Genomic DNA, 20,562 nt, shown 5'->3' on the forward strand with positions numbered 1-20,562 from the left:
TGTCTTTTGTGGGGGTCGACCCGGTTTTGCTTTTTGCGGAAAAAGGCGGTGGGGCTTGCCTCGACTCTACACAGGCCAGTTCAAAGCAGCCGAGCGTGGCTCGACTCTACAGAGCTACTTGGCTGACACCCGCCACACCACGTCGCCCACGTCGTCGGCGACCAGCAGTGCGCCTTCGGCATCCATCGCCATGCCTACCGGTGCGCCCATCAAGGTCTTCTCGTCCTTGGAGGCGAAGCCGCTGACGACGGTCTGCGGCCGCCCGGTCGGCTTGCCGTCCTTGAACGGTACGTAGACCACTTCGTAGCCGCTCAATGGTGAGCGATCCCAGCTGCCGTGCTCGCCGATGAAGGCGCCGCCGTGGTACTGCGCCGGCAGTGCCTGGCCGGTGTAGAACAGCAGGCCCAGCGGTGCCACGTGCGAGCCGATGGCGTAGTCCGGCGTGATGGCTTTCGCCACCAGGTCCGGCCGCTGCGGCTGCACGCGCTCGTCCACGTGCTGGCCGCAGTAGCTGTAGGGCCAGCCGTAGAAGCCATCCTCCTTCACCGAGGTGAGGTAATCAGGCACCAGGTCGGCACCGATTTCATCGCGTTCGTTCGCTACGGCCCACAGCGTGCCGGTGCTCGGCTCCCAGTCCAGCCCGGTCGGGTTGCGGATGCCCGACGCATAGATGCGGCTGCCACGGGTGGCCACGTCCACTTCCAGCACCACTGCGCGGCGGTATTCAACGGCCAGGCCATTCTCGGTGATGTTGCTGTTGGAGCCCACGCCCACGTACAGCTTGCTGCCATCGCGGCTGGCCAGCAGTTCCTTGGTCCAGTGGTGGTTGATGGTGCTGGGCAGGTCGGTGAACTCGCGGCCCTTGTCGGACATGCGGGTTTCGCCCGGCACGTAGTGGTACTGCATGATGTTGCCGGTGTTGGCCACGTACAGCGTGTCACCGATCAGTTGGATGCCGAACGGCGAATGCAGGCCTTCGATGTACACGTGCTGGGTCCAGGTGTTCGTGCCCGGTGTGCGGCGCAGCAGGGTGACCCGGTTGCCGCCCTTGCCGGCCTTGCCCGAGCGCGCCTTCACCTTGCCGGCGATCCACTGCTTGGGCGTGGTGACCGGTTCTTCACCGGGGCCATTGCCTTCCACCACCAGCACATCGCCGTTGGGCAGGGTCAACAATCGCCGCGGATGCTGCAGGTTGGCGGCGATGCGTTCGATCTTCAGGCCTTCGGCCACGGTGGGTGACTGGCCGTCGGCCCAACCCACGCCTTTGGGCACCTGCATCGGCGGCATCAGGAAGTTCTTCGGTGCCGGCAGAGGCGGCTTCGCACCCGACTGGTCGGTGGGGTGGTATTCGGCCTTGCCGGCACAGGCCGACAGCATCACGACCAGCGCCAGGGCGCCCACGGTAGGCAGGATGTGCTTAGCCATGACGACCTCCCTGCAGCACCGGCGGCTGCAGCGACAGCAGGATCAGGCCCAGGGCGATCAGGGCCACGGTCAGCGCCGACAGGATCGTGCCCGGCACCGCGACGGCATACGCATCGCGGCTGTGCACGAAGGCGTTCCAGATGGCCAGCAGCACCGCGACCAGGTTGAGGAAGAAGTCGATGCGGTCGATGCGGGTGGCGGTGCCGTTGCGGCGCCAGACCGCGAACAGGTTGATCAGGCGCGGAATGATGGCGATCAGCAGGCCGAAGGTGATCAGCCAGGCGGCGGACTTGCCCCACATCACCTCGGCGCTGTTGAGGTAGATCGCGTCGAAGATCAGCGCGCCGACGAAGAAGCCGAAGGGTATCGGGTTCAACAGGCTGAACAGCGTAGTGCCGAGGCCGCGATGGGCCTGGGCCAGAGGGTTGACCATCATCGTGCTCCGATGCGGAAGGGTGCACGGGCTGTAGTAGCACAGCCGGATGTGAGGGCGCGCGATGACACCGGGTAGATCCACGCCATGCGTGTATACGCGTGCCAACCAAGGTTGGCACCTACCAGATGCGGGACACGGCAGTCGTCATTCCCCCACGACATAAGTGTTTGTGACGCAATCGGCACATCTGCAGATTGGTTCCGTGAAGAGGTAGGGGGTTCTTCGTTGTGTCGCGTTTGGCTCGTTGCGATGGGGCAGTTCCGCCCCGCCGTCCTGCCATGCCGATTCACAACAGAAGGATTCGTGTATGAAGCGACACACGCAACGCTCCGCGCCACCGCGCTCCGCGCGCCTGGCCCTCGCCACTGCCCTGGTGCTGGGCAGCCTGGCCGTCACCGCCCAGGCCCAGCAGGCCGATCCGCTGGCCGGGCGTCAGTGGCATCTGCTCAACACCGGACAGGCCGTACTGGGCGATACCCTGCCGGTGGCTGGCAACGATCTGAACGTGGATGGCCTGTTCCGCAATGGCATCCGTGGCCAGGGCGTCACCATCGCCATCGTCGATGACGGCCTGCAGATCGCCCACCCGGACCTGGCCGCCAACGTCGCGGCGGTCGCCGGCAAGAACTTCGCCAACCAGAGCAACAACCCTTCACCGTCCAATCCCGACCGCGACAATCACGGCACCATGGTCGGCGGCATCGCCGGTGCGGTCGGTGCCAACAACCTGGGCGTGCGCGGCGTAGCCTCAGCGGCCACACTCAAGGGCTTCAATTTCCTGGCCTCCAATGCCCAAGGCAATTCGAATTCCAACATCGAGTACTCGTGGTGGGACGGCGCCGAAGTGGCCGACGTGGGGGTCTTCAACAACAGCTGGGGCTCCAGCCCGGGCAACCCCAACCTGCCGCTGGCCTACAGCCAGAACGACATCGCCGCCTATGAGCAGGCCATGTCCGGCACCCGTGGCGGCCGCGGTGGCATCTACGTGAAAGCCGCCGGCAACAATCACAACAACGGTGCACGCTCGGATGGCACCGACATCTGCTCGGCAGACACCAAGAACCGCAACACGGGTTGCATTCCGGCCGGCCGCGACCCGCGTAACAACCTGTTCAACGTGATCACCGTTGCCGCCGTGCGCGCCGATGGCGTGCGCTCGTCCTACTCGTCCACCGGCTCGGCGCTGTGGGTGTCCGGCTTCGGCGGTGAGAATGGCTGGCAGCGGCAGGTCGTGCCGGGGCAGCTGGCGATCCGCTACGATCCGGCCATCCTCACCACCGATGTCACCGGCTGCGCGCAGGGCAGCAACAAGAACACGAGCCTGCGCAACACCTTGGACGGCGACCAGTCTGCCATCGACAGCACCTGCAACTACACAGGAAAAATGAACGGCACCTCGGCGGCCACGCCGATGGTGTCGGGCGTGGCGGCGCTGCTGCTGGAGACCAATCCGAACCTGTCCTACCGCGATGTGAAGTACATCCTGGCCACCACCGCCACCCGCACCGATCCGAACCGGGCAGCGGTGACCCACTCCGACGGCCGCGTGCTGGTGCCGGGCTGGACGGTGAATGCCGCCGGCCGTGCCTACAGCAACTGGTACGGTTTCGGTGTGGTCAACGCGGCACGCGCGGTACAGGTCGCAGAAGACTTCCAGCCGCTGGGTGCACTGGTGGATAGTGGCTGGCGCAACACGACGCGTACCGTGGCCATCGGCAATACCTCGGCGGCCGCGGCGCGCCTGACCTTCCAGCTGGCCAACGGTGCGCGCAACATCGAGAGCGTGCAGCTCGGCTTCCGCGTCAACCACAGCAACACCCGCCAGCTGCAGTTCGTGCTGATCTCGCCCAGCGGCACCCGCAGCGTGGTGCAGCCGGCATTCACCGCGATCGGCTCTGGCCTCAATGGTGTGCAGCGCAACTTCACCAACTGGGACCTGCTGTCCAGCAATGCCTTCCTGGATGAGAACGCCACGGGCACCTGGACACTGGAAGTAACCGACCTGGGGCAAGCCGCGAACGCAGCATCGCGTGGCAACCTCGAATTCTTCAAGATCCGCGTTCTGGGGCACTGATGATGAAGACGACCATTCTGTTGAGCACCCTCGCCCTCGCGGCGATGACCACCACCGCCTGGGCACAGAGCTCGGGCCAGACACCTCCGGCGAAGACCTTGTCGACCGTAGACACGCAGCAGTTGAAGGCGGAGGCCACCGGCCGTTCGTTCAATGTCGGCGGCTCGCGCTTCCAGCTGGCGCCGTCGGCAACCGTGCGGCAGGCCAGCGGCGGCCAGTTCAGGATCACCACCGGGGCTGATGCCAGCGCGGCGGCCGTCGGCACCCGCAGCAAGCGGTCCACGGATGCGTCTACCGGTGTGGCCGCACGTGCGGATGCCGGTGCCAGCAAATTTGCGGCCGCCGTCTCCAACGATGGCGCACCGGTCGTGGCGACCTCGCGGGTCAAGGTGTTCTTCACCGATGCGGCCTCCGCCCAGCGTGCGGCCACCGCCACCGGCGGCACCGTGGTGAAGGTGTCCAAGGCCTCGGGCCGCGCGATTGTGGAGTACCCGTCGGTGAATGCTGCACTGGATGCGACCACCAAGCTGCTGTCGACCGCCGGCATCAAGGCGGCCGAGCCGGACGTGGTGCAGTGGGAAGAAACCAAGTAAGGCGTTGAGTGGTGCCCCTGGCCGGTTGGCTCTCCTGGCCGGCCGGGGGATTGGTGTGTGGGGGTGTGCCGACCAACAGTCGGCACCCACCAGATTCATTCACTGCGTGTCGACCAAGGTCGACCCCTACCGGGCGGCGAGCGTGTCGCTGTGCTTGAGGTGGCAGCTGGCCAATGCATCGTTGCCGGCGGCCGGGTGGCCCGGCTCCAGCAGCAGGCGCTGCACGTCGGAGAACAGCTTGTCCACCGGCATGCCGTAGGGTGCGAACAGGCGGAGGCGGCCTTGACGATCAAACACGTAGCCGCCGGCGATGTGGCTCATGGTGTAGGTCTCCGGCACCTGGCCGGGTTCCTTTTCGTAGAACGCCTTGAAGTCGCTGGCCATCGCGGCCAGTTGCGCTTCGTTGCCGACCAGTGCGATCGCCTTGGGGTCGAAGGCTTCCACGTAGGTGCGCGCAACCTCCGGCGTATCACGCGCTGGGTCGACACTGACGAACACTACCTGCAACTGGTCGGCATCCTTGCCCATCAGGTGCTTGACCTGGCTGAGCTCGACCATGGTCGTCGGGCAGACGTCCGGGCAGCTGGTGAAGCCGAAGAACAGATAGGTCACCTGCCCCTGCAGGTCCTTCGGCCCACGCACGGTGCCGTGGCTGTCGGGCATCGACCACTGCTGGCCGAGCTCTTCGCAGGCGATGTCCTTGGAATAGAAGTCCATGCGCGACTGCGCACTGCAGCCGGCCAGCAGGCCAATGGCCAGGCCTGCCAGCAGCGGCAGGCGGAAACGGGGAGAGAACAACGAACGGACAACAGCAGCAGGACGCTTCACGGGTACCACCAACGCAGGTGCGGGCGGGGTCTCGGTCAGGCCTGCCCTTGGGGAGAAAGAGGACGGAGGTGCCGGGGTGATCGTGCGGTCCATGCCGATCACCCCGGCCACGGTCAGTTGATCATCATGTGGTAGTGCATGCTCCAGATGATCCAGACCGACAGTGCGACGACGATGAACAGGATCACCAGGGTGAACACGAAGCTGGCCAGGTTCCAGCCACCTTCGGACTTGCGGTCCATGTGCAGGAAATAGACCAGCTGCACCAGGATCTGCGCCACCGCGAAGCCGACCAGCAGGAACAGCGTGAGCGGCCGCGACAGCACCGGGTTCATCACCAGCGCGAACGGCACCACGGTCAGCAGCGCGCACAGCACGAAGCCGATCAGGTAGGACTTGGTGGAGCCGTGCGCATTGCCGGCGCGCGAGGTTTCGACGTGGGCCATGTCAGAAGGCTCCGATCAGGTAGACGAAGGTGAAGACGCAGATCCACACCAGGTCCAGGAAGTGCCAGAACAGGCTCAGGCACGACACGCGGGTGATGTTGGTCGGGGTCAGGCCGCGGCTGTAGACCTGGTGCATGACCACCGCCATCCAGATCAGGCCGCTGGCCACGTGCAGGCCGTGGGTGGCGACCAGCGCGAAGAACGCCGACAGGTAGGCACTGGTGCTGGGGCCCGCGCCTTCGTGGATCAGGTGCGAGAACTCGTAGATCTCCATGCCGATGAACGAGGCACCGAGCACGAAGGTCACGCCCAGCCAGCGCAGCACCGCCGAGGTGTCGTGGCGATGCATCGCCAGCACGGCCTGGCCGTAGGTGATGCTGGAAACCAGCAGCAGGAAGGTCTCGGCCATCACGAACGGCAGCGAGAACAGGTCCTTGCCGGTGGGGCCGCCGGCGTAGGCGGTGCTGAGCACCGCGTACGAGGCGAACAGCGAACCGAACAGCACCAGGTCGGACATGAGGTAGACCCACATGCCGAACACCTTCATGCCGCCCTGTTCGTGGCCATGGTCGTGTTCGTGGTGGTCCTCGTGCGCCTGCGTGTCGCTGGCCAGCTCGGGGCGGGTCAACAGGTTCATGCGCGTACCTCCTTCAGCTTGGCAAGGTTGGCCGCTTCGGTGCGCGCCACCTCTTCGGAACTGACGTAGTAGTCCACGTCCTCGTCGTAGGACCGCACGATCAGGGTGACGATCATCGCGATGAAGCTGGCCGCGGCCATCCACCAGATGTGCCAGACCAGGGCGAAGCACAGCACCAGGATCCAGATGTTGAGGATCAGCGGTACGCCGGTGTTTTTCGGCATGTGGATAGGCGCGTACTTCTTCGGCGGCGGCGGCAGGCCACGCTTCTTCGCTTCGTGGAAGGCATCCAGCTCATCGGCCTTGGGCACCACGGCGAAGTTGTAGAACGGCGGCGGCGACGGCGTGGCCCATTCCAGCGTGCGTGCATTCCACGGGTCGCCGGTCACGTCCAGGTTGCGCTTGCGGTCGCGCACGCTCACGTAGATCTGCACCAGCATCAGGATGATGCCCGCGAACACGAACAGTGCACCGATGAAGGCAGCGATCAGGTACGGCGTCCACGCCGGGTTGTCGTACTGGTTCATGCGGCGGGTCATGCCCATGAAGCCGAGCATGTACAGCGGCATGAAGGCCAGGTAGAAACCGATCACCCAGCAGGCGAACGACCACTTGCCCAGGCGCTCGTTGAGGGTGAAGCCGAACACCTTCGGGAACCAGTAGGCGAAGCCGGCCAGGTAGCCGAACAGCGCGCCGCCGATGATGGTGTTGTGGAAGTGCGCGACCAGGAACAGGCTGTTGTGCAGCAGGAAGTCCGCACCCGGGATGGCCAGCAGCACACCGGTCATGCCACCGATGGTGAAGGTGACCAGGAAGGCGATGGTCCACAGCATCGGCACGCTGAACTCGACGCGGCCGCCGTACATGGTGAACAGCCAGGTGAAGATCTTCACGCCGGTGGGGATGGCGATGATCATCGTCATGATGCCGAAGAAGGCATTGACGCTGGCACCGGAGCCCATGGTGAAGAAGTGGTGCAGCCAGACGATGAACGACAGGATGCCGATCGCCAGCGTGGCACCGACCATCGACTTGTAGCCGAACAGCTTCTTGCGCGCGAACGTGGCAGTCACTTCAGAGAAGATGCCGAACGCCGGCAGCACCAGGATGTACACCTCCGGGTGGCCCCAGGCCCACACCAGGTTCACGTACATCATCGGGTTGCCACCCAACGTGTTGGTGTAGAAGTTGAAGTCCAGGTAGCGGTCCAGGGTGAGCGCACCCAGTGCCACGGTCAGGATCGGGAAGGCGGCGATGATGATCACGCTGGTGACCAGCACGGTCCAGGTGAACACCGGCATCTTCATCAGGGTCATGCCCGGTGCACGCATGCGCAGGATGGTGATGAACAGGTTGACGCCGGTCAGCAATGTGCCGATGCCCGAAGCCTGCAACGCCCAGATGTAGTAATCGACACCCACGCCTGGACTGAACTCGATGCCCGACAGCGGCGGATAGGCCACCCAGCCGGTCATGGCGAATTCGCCGACACCCAGCGAGATCATCATCAGCGCTGCGCCGACCACGAAGATCCAGAAGCTGAAGGCGTTGAGGAACGGGAACGCCATGTCGCGCGCGCCGATCTGCAGCGGCACGATGATGTTCATCAGGCCGACCACGAACGGGGTGGCCACGAAGAAGATCATGATCACGCCGTGCGCGGTGAAGATCTGGTCGTAGTGCTCAGGTGGCAGGAAGCCGTCACTGCCCGGGCCAGCCGCCGCCAGCTGCGCGCGCATCATCAGCGCATCGGCAAAGCCACGCACCAGCATGACCAGCGCCACCACCACGTACATGATGCCGATCTTCTTGTGGTCCACGGTGGTGAACCAGTCACGCCACAGCGGGCCCCACAGCTTGAAGTACGTCACCGCGCCAAGCAGCGCGAGGCCACCCAGCACCATGGCCGCCAGCGTGATCACCACGATCGGCTCGTGCAGTGGCACGGCCTCCCACGTCAATTTACCCAACATGTTCGTTACTCCTGGGAAACCTGGGCACCGCCGGCGGCACCCGCAGGGGCCGCAGCAGCGGTGTTCTCACCGACGCCGATGAACTGGTCGATGACCTTCTTGAACAGCAGCGGTTCGACGCTGGAGAAGTGTTGTACCGGCGCGTTGCGCGACGGCGCGGCCAGCGCCTTGAACTCCGCGAAACTGAGTGCGTCCGGCGCGCTGCGTACCTCGGCCACCCAGCGCTCGAAGTCTTCGTTGCTGCTGGCGGTGGCAATGAACTTCATGTTCGAGAAGCCATGCCCGCTGTAGTTGCCGGACATGCCACGGAACTGGCCAGGCTCGTTGGCGATCAGGTGCAGCTGCGTGCGCATGCCGGCCATCGCGTAGATCTGCCCACCCAGCTGCGGGATGAAGAAGGTGTTCATCGTCGAGTTGGAGGTGATGTTGAACGCCAGCGGGCGGTCGACCGGGAAGTTGAGCTGGTTGACCGTGGCGATGCCGAGGTCCGGATACACGAACACCCACTTCCAGTCGGTGGCGATCACGTCCACATGCAGCGGCTCACCGGCCACGTCCAGCGGCTTGTAGGGGTCCAGCTCGTGGGTGGACTTCCACACGATCACCGCCAGCACCGCGATGATGATCAGCGGCACGCCCCAGACCACGATCTCCACCTTGGTGGAGTGCGACCAGTCAGGCATGTATTTGGCTTTGGTATTGCCGGCGCGGTAGCGCCAGGCGAACACGAAGGTCAGCACGATGGCCGGTATCACCACGATCAGCATCAGGCCGATGCAGATCAGGATCAGGTCGCGCTGGGCGATCCCGACCATGCCTTTCGAATCCAGCAGCACCCAGTCGCAGCCCGTCAGAGCGATGCAAGCCAGGGCGACCAGCGCCAGGCGGATGCGGTTCCAGCAGATATTCATTGGAGGTCAACCCTGTTGAAGAAGCGCGCTTGACCGGCTCGCCTGCGCGCAGCGCCCGGGCGTGGAGCGGCTACACTGTGGGTACGAGGTCGCCTACAAAAAGGTGAACCACTCCAATCAAGCCCATACAAGATACAGCATTGTATGGAATTGTGCATCTGCACGTATGGAAAAAACTGACCGATGACGCCACCTGCCGCCGGCCGCCGCCTGAAACACCCCAATCGCACCTGGGTTCGCCCCTTCCGCGAGGGCGCCGGCCCGCTGTATCTGCAGATTGCCCAGCAGGTGCGCGAGGCGGTGGATGACGGCGTGCTGCGCCCGGGCGACCGCCTGCCGCCGCAGCGCGACCTGGCCCAGCAGGTGGGCGTGGACCTGACCACGGTCACCCGCGCCTTCGCCGAGCTGCGCCAGGCCGGCCTGCTCGATGCCCAGGGCGCCGGCGGCACCTTCATCGCACTGTCGGCCGGCAACCGCAGCACCTCGGTCGACCTGAGCATGAACATCCCGCCGCTGCTGGGCAGCGCGCCGTTCGCACAGGGCATGGAGACCGGCTTCCAGCACGTCGGCCAGCAGCTGGGCCAGGGCGAATTGATGAGCTACCACGTCGGCGCCGGCACTCGCGAGGACCGCGCCGCCGCGGTGCAGTGGCTGGCGCCGATGCTGGGCACGGTGGGTGCCGACCAGGTGGTGATCTGCCCCGGCGCGCAGACCGCGCTGTGCGCGCTGATCCTGGCCCGCACCCAGCCGGGCGAGCTGATTGCCGCCGAGCAGCTGACCTACCCAGGCCTGTTGGCTGCCGCGCGGGTGCTGCAACGGGGCGTGGTGCCGGTGGCGATGGACGCCGAGGGCATGCTGCCGGAGGCGCTGGAGGAGGCCTGCCAGCTGCGCCGCCCGCGCCTGCTGTACCTGGTGCCGACCATCCAGAACCCGACCACGGCGACGATGTCGGCACAACGCCGGCAGGCCCTCCTGGCCGTCGCGAAATGCCACGATCTGACCGTGATCGAAGACGATCCCTACTGGTTGCTGGCCGGGGACGCCGCACCGCCGCTGGCCGCCCACCGCGACGCAGGCTGCCCGGTGTACTACATCTCCACCCTGTCCAAGTGCCTGGCACCGGGCCTGCGCACCGCCTACCTGGTGGTGCCGGCCGGCGAACCGATGGAACCGGTGCTGGACGCCCTGCGTGCGATCGCGCTGATGCCGACCCAGTCGATGGTAGCGGTGGCCTCGCAGTGGATCCGCAGCGGCCAGGCCCAGGACATGGTGCAGCGCTTCCAGCAGGAGCTGCGCGAGCGCCAGGCCATTGCCGCCCGTTACCTGCCGGCCCGCGCCCAGGCGCATCCCGCCGGCCTGCATGTGTGGCTGCCACTGCCGCCGCGGCTGGACCAGTACCGGTTGATCCAGGCCGCACAGGAGCAGGGGCTGGGCATTGCCAGCTCGGACGCCTTCAGCGTGGAAGAGCCGCCACCGGGCAACGCGATCCGCCTGTCGTTGGGTGGCGCGGTTGACCAGGGCGCGCTGGCCGGGGCGCTGGCCAAGCTGAACGAGATCCTGTCTGAAGCTCCCGAGGCCCGGCACAACGCCATCGTCTGAACGGGTGCATGGCGCTTTATCCATACAAGATGATATTTTGTATGCAATGTATGGATGAAGGGACGTGCATCGATGCGCGCCGAGAAACTGAAGTTCCACCTGGTGATGGCCGGGTGCGGTGGCTTTGTGGTGCTGATGCTGGCCGCGCTGGCCTGGGTCTGCCTGCAGCCACAGACCGTGGACGTACAGGCCGCCGAACGCCACGCCATCGAGCAATGCGTGCAGCGCAGCGAGGATCCGTCGCGTAGCGAGATCCAGCGCCGCGCTCAGGCCGATTCCTGCCGCGAGATGCGCAAGCAGTACGTGCACAAGTTCGGCCGGGAAGATTCCTGATGGGCGCAGCCGCGCCGCGTCGCCGCTGGCTGCTGCCGACGATGATCGCCCTCGCCTGCCTGTTCATGGCCGGCGTCGCGGCTGCGCTGTGGCAGTACTTCGGCTACAGCGCGCAGTCCACCTTCACCGAACAGGCCATCGTCTTCGACGATTCGCAGCTGCGCCTGCCGGCCGACCTGGCCGGTGATACCGGCCGCATCCGCGTGGTGCATTTCTGGGACCCGGCCTGCGGCGTGTGCAATCGCGAGACCGGTGCGCACCTGAGCTACCTGATCAGCATGTACCGCCGCGCCGGCATCGACTTCTATGCCATCCGCCGCCCGGGTACGCAGGGCGAGCTGCCCGAGCCACTGCGCAACAAGGTGATCAACCTGCCGACCATCGACGGCATCGAACACATTCCGGCCAGCCCCGCCGTAGCCATCTGGGATCGCCAGGGCCACCTCGCCTACGCAGGACCGTACAGCATCGGCATGGTCTGCAACTCGGCCAACAGCTTCGTCGAACCGCTGCTGGACAGACTGGTGCGCGGCGAGACCGTGCGCCCGAAAGGACTGCTTGCCGTGGGCTGCTACTGCCCCTGGCAGGCCAAGCGCTGAGGACGCGCAATGACATCACTGACGCTGGCCGGTGTGGCCGCCGCAAACAACAACGGCGGTCACCTGTCCGAACCGACCGATGGTTATGGACAGGCTCCCGCCGTTGGAAGCAACGATACGCCCCGACATGCTCCGTACATGCCGCGACCGGATGTCGCAGCCCGCGAATGGGTGCAGGACGTACTCGCGCACAGCGGGCCGATCTACCTGCGCATCGTCAACTCGCTGGAACGCACGGTGCGCCGCGGTGGTCTCGCACCGGGACAGCGCCTGCCCTCGCAGCGCGCGTTGGCGCAGCAGCTCGGTATCGACCTGACCACGGTCACCCGCGCCTTCGATGAAGCACGCAAGCGTGGACTGATCGAAGCACGCGGGCCACAGGGCAGCTTCATCGCACCGCCCAAGGCGGGTTTTGACCAGGCCGTCGATCTCAGCATGAACGTGCCACCGGTACCCGACGCCGATGCACTGGCGGAAATGCTGCGTCGAGGCGCAGCGGCGGTGCTTGCGCGCAGCAGTGCACCGAACCTGATGACCTATCACCTGGGCGGTGGCAACCCGACCGACCGCCACGCCGCGGCGCGCTGGCTGCAGCCGATGCTGGGCACGGTGGACGATGCTCGCCTGCTGCTGACCGAAGGTGCGCAGGTGGCGCTGGCCGCGATCCTGCTCAGCCAGGGGCGCGAGGGCGATGCGATCCTCTGCGACCGGCTGGTGTATCCGGGTCTGCTGCAGGCGGCCGCCGCACTGGGACGGCGGCTGGTCACGGTGGAGGGCGACGAGCACGGCATGTGCCCGGAGGCGCTGGCCCGCCGGGCGCGGGAATGTGGCGCGCGCCTGGTCTACCTCAACCCAACCTGCCAGAACCCGACGGCGCTGACCGTGCCCACTGCGCGGCGCGAGGCGCTGGCGCGGGTACTGGAACACGAAGGCCTGCTGGCGATCGAGGACGATCCGTACTGGCATCTGGCCGTCACCGCGCCCATTCCGTTGGCGACGCTGGCACCGCGACACGTGTTCCATGTGGCCACGCTTTCAAAGGTGATCAGCCCCGGCCTGCGTACCGCGTTCGTGCAGTGCCCGGGCGCCGCCCATGCCGAGGCGATGGCCACTGCACTGCGTGCCACACGGTTGATGGGCCATCCGCTGGTCTCTGCGCTGGCCAGCCAGCTGCTGCTGGATGGCTCGGCGCAGGCGCTGCTGGCGCAGGTCCGCGAGGAAGCGCGCGAGCGCACGCGGATGGCGCGGTATCTGCTGGCACCCTCGTTGCTGGAGCGCGCCGATGGGCTGCACGCATGGTGCCGGGTGCCAGCGCCGTGGACCGATGCCACGCTGGTGCGTACGGCGCAGCTGCAGGGCCTGGCGATCGCGCCTTCATCGGCGTTCTGTCCGCCGGGCGCGCCGTTCGCGAGCGGGGTGCGGCTGTCGCTGGGATTGGCTGCCGACCGGCGGCAACTGGAAAACGCGCTGCGGCGGATCGATCGTTTGTTATTGTCCGATGCGTTGCCGGCGATAGAACGGTAGCGCCGGGCCATGCCCGGCGGAAGATTCCCCGGCGCGGACGGAATGTGCCAACCAAAGTTGGCGCCTACCAAAGCAGGATCAGGCCAGCGCGGCCAACGCCTGCACCAGCGCATCCATCTGCCCGGGGCGGGTGAACACCGATGGTGTCACCCGCACGCAGGCGCCGGAGTCCAGGCCATCGCGATGGGTGGTGAATATCCGATGTTCATCCAGCAGCCGTTTCTGCAGCGCCTGGTTGTCTTCCACCGAGGCATGGCCACGCAGGCGGAAGCTGGCCAGTGCACTGGCCAACGCCGGATCCGGCGACGACAGCACCTCGATATGCGCCATCTGCCGCGCCGCCACCGTCCAACGCTCACGCAGGTAGCGCAGCCGCGCCTGCTTGTTCGCTGCGCCGATACGCTGATGCAGCGCGATGGCCTCGGGCAGCGCCAGATAGGCGGCGAAGTTGACCGTGCCGGTGTGCACGCGACTGCCCAGGCGGCCGTCGTCGGTCTCACCCATGTACGGATCCAGGTCGGCCACGCGTCCTTTGCGCACGTACATCGCGCCCACGCCCACCGGTGCGCCGATCCACTTGTGCAGGTTGATGCCAACGAAATCGGCCTTCAGGTCCGGCACCGCGTAGTCGATCTGGCCAAAGCCATGTGCGGCATCGACAATCACATCGATGCCGCGTGCCCGCGCACGCTCGGTGAGCTCGGCCACCGGCAGCACCAGCCCATGGCGGTGGCTGACCTGGGTCAGCAGCACCAGTTTCAGGCGCGGCAGGCGCGCGAACGCCTCATCGTAAGCCTGCAGGATCTGCTCATGGGTGGGCACCACAGGCAGTGCGATGCGCTCGACCTGCACGCCACGACGCTGCTGCAACCAGCGCATCGCGTTGATCATGCTGTCGTAGTCGATGTCGGCGTACAGCACCTGGTCGCCCGCGGCCAACCGGTTGTAGCCACCGATCAGCGCCAGCATCGCTTCGGTGGCGCCACGGGTCAGCGCGATTTCGTCGGCGCCGACGCCAAGCATGTCGGCCACCTGCCGATGCACGGCCAGGTACTGCGCCGGGAACGCGTGGCGACCGTACCAGGCATTGCCCCGGTTCACCTCGGCGGTATGCCGCTGGTAGCTGGCCAGGGTCTGCTTGCCCATCGCGCCCCAGTAGCCGTTCTCCAGGAGGTTCACTTCATCGGTGATGTCGAAGTGGCTGGCGACGGCGGACCAGTACGACTCGTCACGGGCCAACACATCCGGCGTCGTGGAAGGTGCAGGAATGTCCATCGGCACAGCGTAGCGCGCGGCTGCCGGAGCAGCCAGCGCGGCAAGCGCTGCACTGGCCGGCAACAGCGCACCTGCGCGCAGCAGGGAGCGACGGCTGCGGTCCATCAGAAGCTCAGCCGGTACTGCGCGTACACATTGGCACCATCGGTATCGTACGGCGCGTTGCGCGAATAGATCAGGCCACGGCTGGCCTGGAACGTGGCTTCGTCCGGGTAGCGGTCGAACACGTTGTCGGCGCCCACGCTCAGGCTGTGGTGTTCGTTGATGCGATAGCCCACGGCCAGGTCGAGGAAGGTCATCGCACCGAACTGCTGGTAGATATCGCCGGTGGCATTGCCGGTGGAGTCGGTCCACTTGCCGTAATAGCGCACGCGTGCCATCAACGACCACGCGCCGATGTCCCAGCTGCCGGTGAAGCTGCCCTTGTGCTCGGGCAGGCGGTCTTCGAACAGCACGCGCTGGGTTTCGTTCGTGGCCACCGAGGTGCTGCCGTTGTCAACGCGGGTCTGGTTGTAGTTGTAAGCCAGGGTCAGCGTCATCCGCCCCGCGCCGAGGTCGCGCAGGTAGTTGCCGACCACATCCACGCCGGTGGTGGTGGTGTCGAAATCGTTGGTGAAGTAGTTCACCGAGGTATAGCCCAGCGGATTCGGCGTGCCGGCCGGAATGGCGAAGCTGGCCGACTGGCTGAAGCGGTCGCTGAGCGTGATCCGGTAGACATCGACCGACCCGGACAGGCCCAGGTCGGTGCGCCAGGTCAGGCCCAGCGAGGCCGTGCGCGATTCTTCCGGGGTCAGCGGCTTGGCACCCAGCAGCTGCGCCAACGGATCGCTGGGCGACAGGCGGCCACTGGTGAAGATCTGCAGCGTGCGCGTGTCCAGGCCCTGGGTGGTGCTGGTGGTGTTGAGCTGGGCCGGCGTGGGCGCGCGGAAGCCGGTGGAGAGCGTGCCGCGCAGCGCCACGTCCGGGGTGATCGCAAAACGTGCCGACAGCTTGCCATCCACCGTGCTGCCGAAGCTGGAGAAGTCTTCATAGCGACCGGCCGCGCCGATGCTCCAGCGCTCGCCCAGTGGCACTTCCATGTCCACGTAGGCGGCCTTGCTGCGCTGGCTCCACTGCCCGGCCTGGCTGGCCGAGAAGCCCGGCGCGCCGTTGGAATTGGCTTCCAGGCCCGCCGCAGCGCCACGACCCACCGCATACGAGGCCGGGTCGCCGGCGCGCACCTGGTAGGTCTCCTGGCGGAACTCGGCACCGAAGGCGATGTTGACCGGCTTCGGCAGCGCAGCCACATCCCATTCGTAGTTGAAGTCCGCATTGGCGTTCTTCTCGGTCTGGGTCAGCCGGCCGAGGTCGAAGGAGGTCGGGCTGTCCGGGCCCAGCGAGGCGTTGATGGAGTTGTCCAGGCTGTAGTCGATGGCATTGCGGCCATACGAGGCGCTCAGGTCCCAGCGCAGCTTGGGCGTGATCTCACCACGCAGGCCCGCGACCAGCTGCAGGTCGTTCTGGGTGTTGCCGTACTGCGGGCTGAAGCCCACCGGATACAGCGAGCGCAGGTTCCAGCCCGGGAAGATACTGGTCGTACGGTACGCGCCGGTGGTGGTATCGGGGTTGCGCCAGTTGAAATCGCTGACGCCGTCGCTGTGGCTGTACAGGCCGAAGACATACAACTCCAGGGTGTCGCTGGCATTGGCCTTCAGGTTGAAGCCCACGCGGCGGCTTTCCAGCTCCGGCTGGCCCCAGCGCTGTACCGGGTTGGGCACGTCCAGTTCGGGATGCGCGGCCTGGAAGGCGATGGCGTCGGGACGCTGGCGCGTGCGTGAGGTCGCGTCGGAGTTCGACGATTCGGCGAACAGGGCGAGGCTGCCGTAGTCGCCCAGCGCCCAGCCGGTACGCGCACTGAAGTCGCGCGAGCCGCCGTCGCCCTGCGCGTACTGCGAATAGCCCGCAGTGATCTCGGTGCCGGGGCTGTCCTCCAGGATGATGTTGATGACACCGGCGATGGCATCCGAGCCGTACTGCGCCGACGCGCCATCGCGCAGCACTTCGATGCGCTTGATGGCGCTGGTCGGAATCTGCGCCAGGTCGGCGGCCTGTGCGCCGCGGTTGCCCAGCAAGGCACTGCGATGGAAGCGGCGGCCATTGACCAGCACCAGCGTCTGGTCCGGCGACAGCCCACGCAGCGTGGCCGGGCGCACGAACACCTGGCCATCGGCCATCGGCAGGCGCTGCACCACGAACGACGGCACCAGTTGCGCCAGCACGTCCTTCAGATCGGTCGACTCGACGGACTTGATGTCTTCCTTGGTGAACACGTCCACCGGCGCCAGCGTTTCGAACTGGGTGCGGTTGGAGGCGCGGGTGCCGGTGACCAGCATCGCGTCGAGCTGGGTGGGCGCCGCACGGCTGCTGCCCGCGGCATCGACCGCATCGGCCTCCGCTGCGATCGCGCCTCCTGCGCTGGCCATGGAAAGGGCAAGGAGGATGGAACGCGAAAGCTTCGAACGATGCACGGCAGGGCTCCGGGAGGACGCGACAGGGCCAGCACCTGTGCGGACACAACAGGCCTGGACAAGGCGCGCAGTCTCGGCGCGATGTGTGAAGGAGCCATGACGTCAGTACGACAGCTTGATGCTGCAAGGGCGCACGCGCAGGCAGTGGACGCAGCGCTGCGGCGATTTGGCCTGTCCCTGCGGTAGTGGCCGCCGGGCATGGCCCGGCGCTACAGTGGGTTCGTCCACGGAGGATCGATCATGCGTCTGCTGCACCTCACTCTGCCGGTATCCGATGTCGGTACCGTGGCCAGCTACTTCCGCGATGTACTGCAGCAGCGCGTGGTCGGCAATCATGTGCACATCGGCTGGAGCACGATCGAACTGCAGCCGGCCGGTGATCATCCGGTCGGTGGCGTGCACCTGGCCTTCAACGTACCGGACAACCGCTTCAGCGAGGCGATGACCTGGCTGCGCGAACGTACACCCCTGCAGCGCAACCCGGAAGGGTTGGACTACTTCGCGCTGGAAAGCAGCTGGCAGTCGCAGTCCGTTTACTTCACCGGTCCCGACGGCCTGATCCTGGAACTGATCGGCCGCCGCCGCTTGCCGGCCAGCGCGCGCGAAGGCGCGTTCCATGGCAGCGAGCTGACCTGCCTGAGCGAAGTCGGCCTGCCCAGCCACGACGTCGACACCGTGCGGGCACAATCAAAACAGCGTTTCGGCCTGCAACCGATCAGTACGCCCTCGCCGCAGTTCGCGCCGATGGGCGACGACGAGGGCCTGCTGATCGTGGTCGCTGCCGATCGCCGCTGGTTCCCCGAACAGAAGGACCTGCCCAATGCACAGGGCCTGCAGCTGCGGGTGGGGGATGTCGCCGGCATCGGCGAACTCTGCGACGACGCACTGGGCTGGCGCGTTGCCTCGACCTGAGGCGACGCGCCAAGCGTGACGCGCGCTACTGCATGCGCGCGCCCTGCCCTGCCTCGATCTGCGCATGCAGCGCCTGCAGCTGCGCCGCCGTCTGGTTGAACACCTGCAGATCGGCATCCACCAGGGCCGCCCAGTCAGGTGCGTGCCCCAGCAGTTGCGCCACCTGCTCGTTCGGCGCGCGGTCGAAGCCCTCGCCAAGCACGGCAAGATAGCGCTCACGGAACCCTTCGGGGTCGCGCTGGTCCTGCACATACAGCTGCACGGCCAGCAGCCCCGCATACAGGTAGTTCACCAGATAGTTCGGGTCTTCATACATCAGGCGCTTGCCGATCCAGCTGTTGCGCAGCTGCGGATAGCGCTCCGGTTGCTGGCCGAAACGCGCCAGCACCTGGCCGGTCAGCGCGTCCAGGTCATCGGCGGTGCCCAACGTGCCCGCGGCCACGCCCCGATAGATCGACTGCTCCAGCTGCGCTTCCTCGGAAGAGGTGAACAGCTGCAGCACCATGTCGTCCAGCAGCGACTTCAGGTAATAAGCTTTGGCACGCGGATCCTGTGCCTGCTGGTAAAGCTGGTCGCGGAAGCGCAGCTCGTTGTAGATCGCGAACGCCTCGGTCAGCCACTGGCTGCCATTGCGCTGCAGCGGTGACGCATGGCCGCGCTGCATCCACTCGCCGTGCACGGCATGACCGGCTTCATGTGCGATCTCGACATCGCTTTCCAGATCACCGCTACGCACGCCAACGAACAACAGCGCCGGCACACCGGGAGCGCTCACCGAGAACGCGTCCTGGCTGCGGTCACCGCGTTCGGTGGCCAGATCCATGCGCTGGTTGGCCGGATCGAGCAGCGCGCGCAGTTCGGCGACGTACGCAGGCCCCAGATGCTGCATGGCATCGGCGGCGTTGTCGCGCAGCTGCACCAGCGTCAGCACCGGTGGCGTGTATCCCGCATCGGGCAGCGTGGTGTCCCAGACCTGCGGCGCGTCGATGCCGGATCGCGCAGCGTGGTGCAGCAGCATGTCCTGATAAGCACGACGGTCGCCGGCGTGCTGTTCGATCGCTACCAGCGTTGCATCCACTGCGGCGGTATCCAGGCCCATGCGCTGGTAGCCACGTGCCGGCGCCGAACCATCGCCCTGCAGGCGTGCGGCGGCATCGTTCACCTGCACCAGCCCCAACAGCACCGAGGCCATCGGCTCACGGCGCGACTGCAGCCCCTGCCAGTAGCCCTTCCACCCCGCTTCGCGCAAGGCGCGATCCGGCTGCAGGGCCAATGCCCGCTTGTCGTGCCCGGTGTCCCAGCGCCGACCATCACGCTCGATCTGCGGGTACTCGGCACTGCGCAGGATCTGCCCACGCAGGCGCGCGAAACCATCCAACGCCGGATCGGCCAACGCGTCCACGGCCTCGTCCAGCACAGCGTTGGCCGGGGTGGCAGCCTCCTTCAGCGCCCGTGTGCGCAGGAAGCCATACGGTGCTGCCCACGCCGCATCTGCAGGCGCCTCGCGCAGGGCGGCACGACCACTGCGGGCGATGCGGCTGCACAGCCCCATTGCCTGCTCCATCGCCTGTGCCGGGCGAAGATCGCGCGCGTTGCGGGCGGACTGCAGATGCAGGTAGCCGAGATGACGCAGGCATTGCGCCTCCAGTGCCTCGGCCTGCTGGAAGCGTTCTGCCGGTGCAAGATTGGACGCCTGCTGCAGGGCTTCAACACGCTTGCCCAGCGCTTCACGCGTAGCCTGTTCGGCGGTGGCGTTGGCGAAGTAGGCGCGGTCATCGGCATGCACCGACTGTGCCTGGACGCCGCTGAAGGGGGCCATCGCCAATACAGCGACGACGGCGGTGGTGGTGGCGTGCTTCCTGAAAGCCTGCATCGGCGTCTCCCTGCCTGGACCAGGCCTCGAGCCTAGCAGCCGCTGCCCCGCCGTGCCTGTGCCGGATCAGGCTTCAGATCGACTCGTCCTCACGTTTGACCAGCAGCCAGCAGGGCGACTGCGCGAAGGTGTAGGTCTGCTGGTCGCTGCTGTCCGGCGTGCGGATCTGCACCTGGCGTTGCCCGTCAGCCAGCGTGCTGATCTGCATTTCGCGGCCCTGCCCGGCCAAGGCGGCGGGATCGGGCATCACCGGCCACTCGACATCGGCCCGCGCCAACCGGCTTTCCACCTTGCGCGGCTCCGGCTCGGCCTCGGCATCGATGTAGCTGTCCAGCAGCGGATCGGCGGTGGCCTTTTCCTGCAGGGTGATCTCGTTGCCGAAGTGCTTGAGGAACGCATCGAATTCCGGGTAGGGGCATTCACTGCTGGCAGGTACCGATGCGGGTTGGACCGCTGCCGCCGTGGACGACGGCGCGGGAGGTGCAGGTGCGGTTTCCGTGGGCGTCGATTGCGGAGCAGGTCTGCAGGCGACCAACGCTACGCCAACGGCGAGCACCAGCAGTGCCTGGAAGCGATATCGACGCATGGGCTCATCCTGAATCCGTTTCAGTCGCCCC

Annotated in this window: 18 protein-coding genes; 7 read left to right on the plus strand and 11 right to left on the minus strand. The window is 66.4% G+C overall.

Annotated elements, in window-relative coordinates:
- Window positions 1-114 precede the first annotated feature (114 nt).
- Together AC0Z6F_RS18705 and AC0Z6F_RS18710 are read right to left on the minus strand one after the other, a co-directional pair.
- Window positions 115-1,425, minus strand: coding sequence for a PQQ-dependent sugar dehydrogenase (locus AC0Z6F_RS18705; protein WP_485617432.1), 1,311 nt, complete (start codon window positions 1,423-1,425; stop codon window positions 115-117).
- Entirely contained in the window at window positions 1,418-1,858 is a 441-nt protein-coding gene (locus AC0Z6F_RS18710) for a DUF2231 domain-containing protein (RefSeq protein WP_012512368.1), read from the minus strand. The genes AC0Z6F_RS18705 and AC0Z6F_RS18710 overlap by 8 nt, the downstream gene beginning before the upstream one ends.
- Before the next feature lie 310 nt (window positions 1,859-2,168).
- Here AC0Z6F_RS18710 and AC0Z6F_RS18715 point away from each other — a divergent pair, with 310 nt between their 5' ends.
- The gene (locus AC0Z6F_RS18715) at window positions 2,169-3,935 is read left to right on the plus strand and encodes a S8 family serine peptidase (protein WP_049400824.1); all 1,767 of its coding nucleotides are present in this window, start codon (window positions 2,169-2,171) and stop codon (window positions 3,933-3,935) included.
- Complete coding sequence (locus AC0Z6F_RS18720; RefSeq protein ID WP_485617430.1) at window positions 3,935-4,528, plus strand: S8 family serine peptidase; 594 nt, start codon at window positions 3,935-3,937, stop codon at window positions 4,526-4,528. Before AC0Z6F_RS18715 ends, AC0Z6F_RS18720 begins: the two co-directional genes overlap by 1 nt.
- A gap of 126 nt (window positions 4,529-4,654) precedes the next feature.
- On the opposite strand, the gene AC0Z6F_RS18725 is transcribed toward AC0Z6F_RS18720, so the two are convergent.
- From AC0Z6F_RS18725 to cyoA, 5 genes are all read right to left on the minus strand, one after another.
- A complete protein-coding gene (locus AC0Z6F_RS18725) occupies window positions 4,655-5,326 on the minus strand; it encodes an SCO family protein (protein ID WP_032973547.1) in 672 nt (223 codons plus the stop codon).
- A gap of 143 nt (window positions 5,327-5,469) precedes the next feature.
- Window positions 5,470-5,802: a cytochrome o ubiquinol oxidase subunit IV gene (gene cyoD / locus AC0Z6F_RS18730; protein ID WP_006399830.1), complete on the minus strand. Its 333-nt coding sequence runs from the start codon at window positions 5,800-5,802 to the stop codon at window positions 5,470-5,472.
- Window position 5,803: 1 nt separating this feature from the next.
- Window positions 5,804-6,439: a cytochrome o ubiquinol oxidase subunit III gene (gene cyoC / locus AC0Z6F_RS18735; RefSeq protein ID WP_012512371.1), complete on the minus strand. Its 636-nt coding sequence runs from the start codon at window positions 6,437-6,439 to the stop codon at window positions 5,804-5,806.
- Window positions 6,436-8,412, minus strand: coding sequence for a cytochrome o ubiquinol oxidase subunit I (gene cyoB / locus AC0Z6F_RS18740; protein WP_180837690.1), 1,977 nt, complete (start codon window positions 8,410-8,412; stop codon window positions 6,436-6,438). Before cyoB ends, cyoC begins: the two co-directional genes overlap by 4 nt.
- Before the next feature lie 5 nt (window positions 8,413-8,417).
- On the minus strand, window positions 8,418-9,323 hold the full coding sequence (gene cyoA, locus AC0Z6F_RS18745) for a ubiquinol oxidase subunit II (protein WP_485617426.1): 906 nt from the start codon (window positions 9,321-9,323) through the stop codon (window positions 8,418-8,420).
- A gap of 183 nt (window positions 9,324-9,506) precedes the next feature.
- Here cyoA and AC0Z6F_RS18750 point away from each other — a divergent pair, with 183 nt between their 5' ends.
- The 4 genes from AC0Z6F_RS18750 to AC0Z6F_RS18765 are packed head-to-tail and all read left to right on the plus strand — an operon-like array spanning window position 9,507 to window position 13,378.
- Entirely contained in the window at window positions 9,507-10,922 is a 1,416-nt protein-coding gene (locus AC0Z6F_RS18750) for an aminotransferase-like domain-containing protein (RefSeq protein ID WP_485617425.1), read from the plus strand.
- Window positions 10,923-10,976: 54 nt separating this feature from the next.
- Complete coding sequence (locus AC0Z6F_RS18755) at window positions 10,977-11,255, plus strand: hypothetical protein (RefSeq protein ID WP_005414763.1); 279 nt, start codon at window positions 10,977-10,979, stop codon at window positions 11,253-11,255.
- The gene (locus AC0Z6F_RS18760; RefSeq protein WP_012481503.1) at window positions 11,255-11,854 is read left to right on the plus strand and encodes a DUF6436 domain-containing protein; all 600 of its coding nucleotides are present in this window, start codon (window positions 11,255-11,257) and stop codon (window positions 11,852-11,854) included. Before AC0Z6F_RS18755 ends, AC0Z6F_RS18760 begins: the two co-directional genes overlap by 1 nt.
- Before the next feature lie 9 nt (window positions 11,855-11,863).
- The gene (locus AC0Z6F_RS18765; RefSeq protein WP_485617422.1) at window positions 11,864-13,378 is read left to right on the plus strand and encodes an aminotransferase-like domain-containing protein; all 1,515 of its coding nucleotides are present in this window, start codon (window positions 11,864-11,866) and stop codon (window positions 13,376-13,378) included.
- A gap of 78 nt (window positions 13,379-13,456) precedes the next feature.
- Here AC0Z6F_RS18765 and AC0Z6F_RS18770 read toward each other — a convergent pair whose 3' ends face one another.
- Entirely contained in the window at window positions 13,457-14,758 is a 1,302-nt protein-coding gene (locus AC0Z6F_RS18770; RefSeq protein WP_012512374.1) for an aminotransferase class V-fold PLP-dependent enzyme, read from the minus strand.
- Window positions 14,758-17,160 (minus strand): TonB-dependent receptor plug domain-containing protein, encoded by a 2,403-nt coding sequence (locus AC0Z6F_RS18775; protein WP_012512375.1) that lies wholly within the window; start codon window positions 17,158-17,160, stop codon window positions 14,758-14,760. The genes AC0Z6F_RS18770 and AC0Z6F_RS18775 overlap by 1 nt, the downstream gene beginning before the upstream one ends.
- Window positions 17,161-17,400: 240 nt before the next feature.
- Between AC0Z6F_RS18775 and AC0Z6F_RS18780 the strand changes: the two genes are divergently transcribed.
- Window positions 17,401-18,072, plus strand: a complete 672-nt coding sequence (locus tag AC0Z6F_RS18780) for a VOC family protein (protein WP_485617420.1) — start codon at window positions 17,401-17,403, stop codon at window positions 18,070-18,072.
- Window positions 18,073-18,097: 25 nt separating this feature from the next.
- On the opposite strand, the gene AC0Z6F_RS18785 is transcribed toward AC0Z6F_RS18780, so the two are convergent.
- Window positions 18,098-19,945, minus strand: coding sequence for a M3 family metallopeptidase (locus tag AC0Z6F_RS18785; RefSeq protein WP_012512377.1), 1,848 nt, complete (start codon window positions 19,943-19,945; stop codon window positions 18,098-18,100).
- A gap of 73 nt (window positions 19,946-20,018) precedes the next feature.
- Complete coding sequence (locus AC0Z6F_RS18790; protein WP_012512378.1) at window positions 20,019-20,531, minus strand: hypothetical protein; 513 nt, start codon at window positions 20,529-20,531, stop codon at window positions 20,019-20,021.
- Between the last annotated feature and the right edge of the window lie 31 nt (window positions 20,532-20,562).

This window comes from Stenotrophomonas sp. 1L-E-5-B-C3 (assembly GCF_057292075.1).

Coding starts and splice junctions, on each gene's coding strand:
- AC0Z6F_RS18715 (WP_049400824.1), top strand. CDS start 2,169: ATGAAGCGACACACGCAACGCTCCGCGCCACCGCGCTCCGCGCGCCTG.
- AC0Z6F_RS18785 (WP_012512377.1), bottom strand. CDS start 19,945: ATGCAGGCTTTCAGGAAGCACGCCACCACCACCGCCGTCGTCGCTGTA.
- cyoD (WP_006399830.1), bottom strand. CDS start 5,802: ATGGCCCACGTCGAAACCTCGCGCGCCGGCAATGCGCACGGCTCCACC.
- AC0Z6F_RS18755 (WP_005414763.1), top strand. CDS start 10,977: ATGAAGGGACGTGCATCGATGCGCGCCGAGAAACTGAAGTTCCACCTG.
- AC0Z6F_RS18765 (WP_485617422.1), top strand. CDS start 11,864: ATGACATCACTGACGCTGGCCGGTGTGGCCGCCGCAAACAACAACGGC.
- AC0Z6F_RS18720 (WP_485617430.1), top strand. CDS start 3,935: ATGATGAAGACGACCATTCTGTTGAGCACCCTCGCCCTCGCGGCGATG.
- AC0Z6F_RS18705 (WP_485617432.1), bottom strand. CDS start 1,425: ATGGCTAAGCACATCCTGCCTACCGTGGGCGCCCTGGCGCTGGTCGTG.
- AC0Z6F_RS18790 (WP_012512378.1), bottom strand. CDS start 20,531: ATGCGTCGATATCGCTTCCAGGCACTGCTGGTGCTCGCCGTTGGCGTA.
- AC0Z6F_RS18750 (WP_485617425.1), top strand. CDS start 9,507: ATGACGCCACCTGCCGCCGGCCGCCGCCTGAAACACCCCAATCGCACC.
- cyoC (WP_012512371.1), bottom strand. CDS start 6,439: ATGAACCTGTTGACCCGCCCCGAGCTGGCCAGCGACACGCAGGCGCAC.
- AC0Z6F_RS18760 (WP_012481503.1), top strand. CDS start 11,255: ATGGGCGCAGCCGCGCCGCGTCGCCGCTGGCTGCTGCCGACGATGATC.
- AC0Z6F_RS18770 (WP_012512374.1), bottom strand. CDS start 14,758: ATGGACCGCAGCCGTCGCTCCCTGCTGCGCGCAGGTGCGCTGTTGCCG.
- AC0Z6F_RS18780 (WP_485617420.1), top strand. CDS start 17,401: ATGCGTCTGCTGCACCTCACTCTGCCGGTATCCGATGTCGGTACCGTG.
- cyoA (WP_485617426.1), bottom strand. CDS start 9,323: ATGAATATCTGCTGGAACCGCATCCGCCTGGCGCTGGTCGCCCTGGCT.
- AC0Z6F_RS18710 (WP_012512368.1), bottom strand. CDS start 1,858: ATGGTCAACCCTCTGGCCCAGGCCCATCGCGGCCTCGGCACTACGCTG.
- cyoB (WP_180837690.1), bottom strand. CDS start 8,412: ATGTTGGGTAAATTGACGTGGGAGGCCGTGCCACTGCACGAGCCGATC.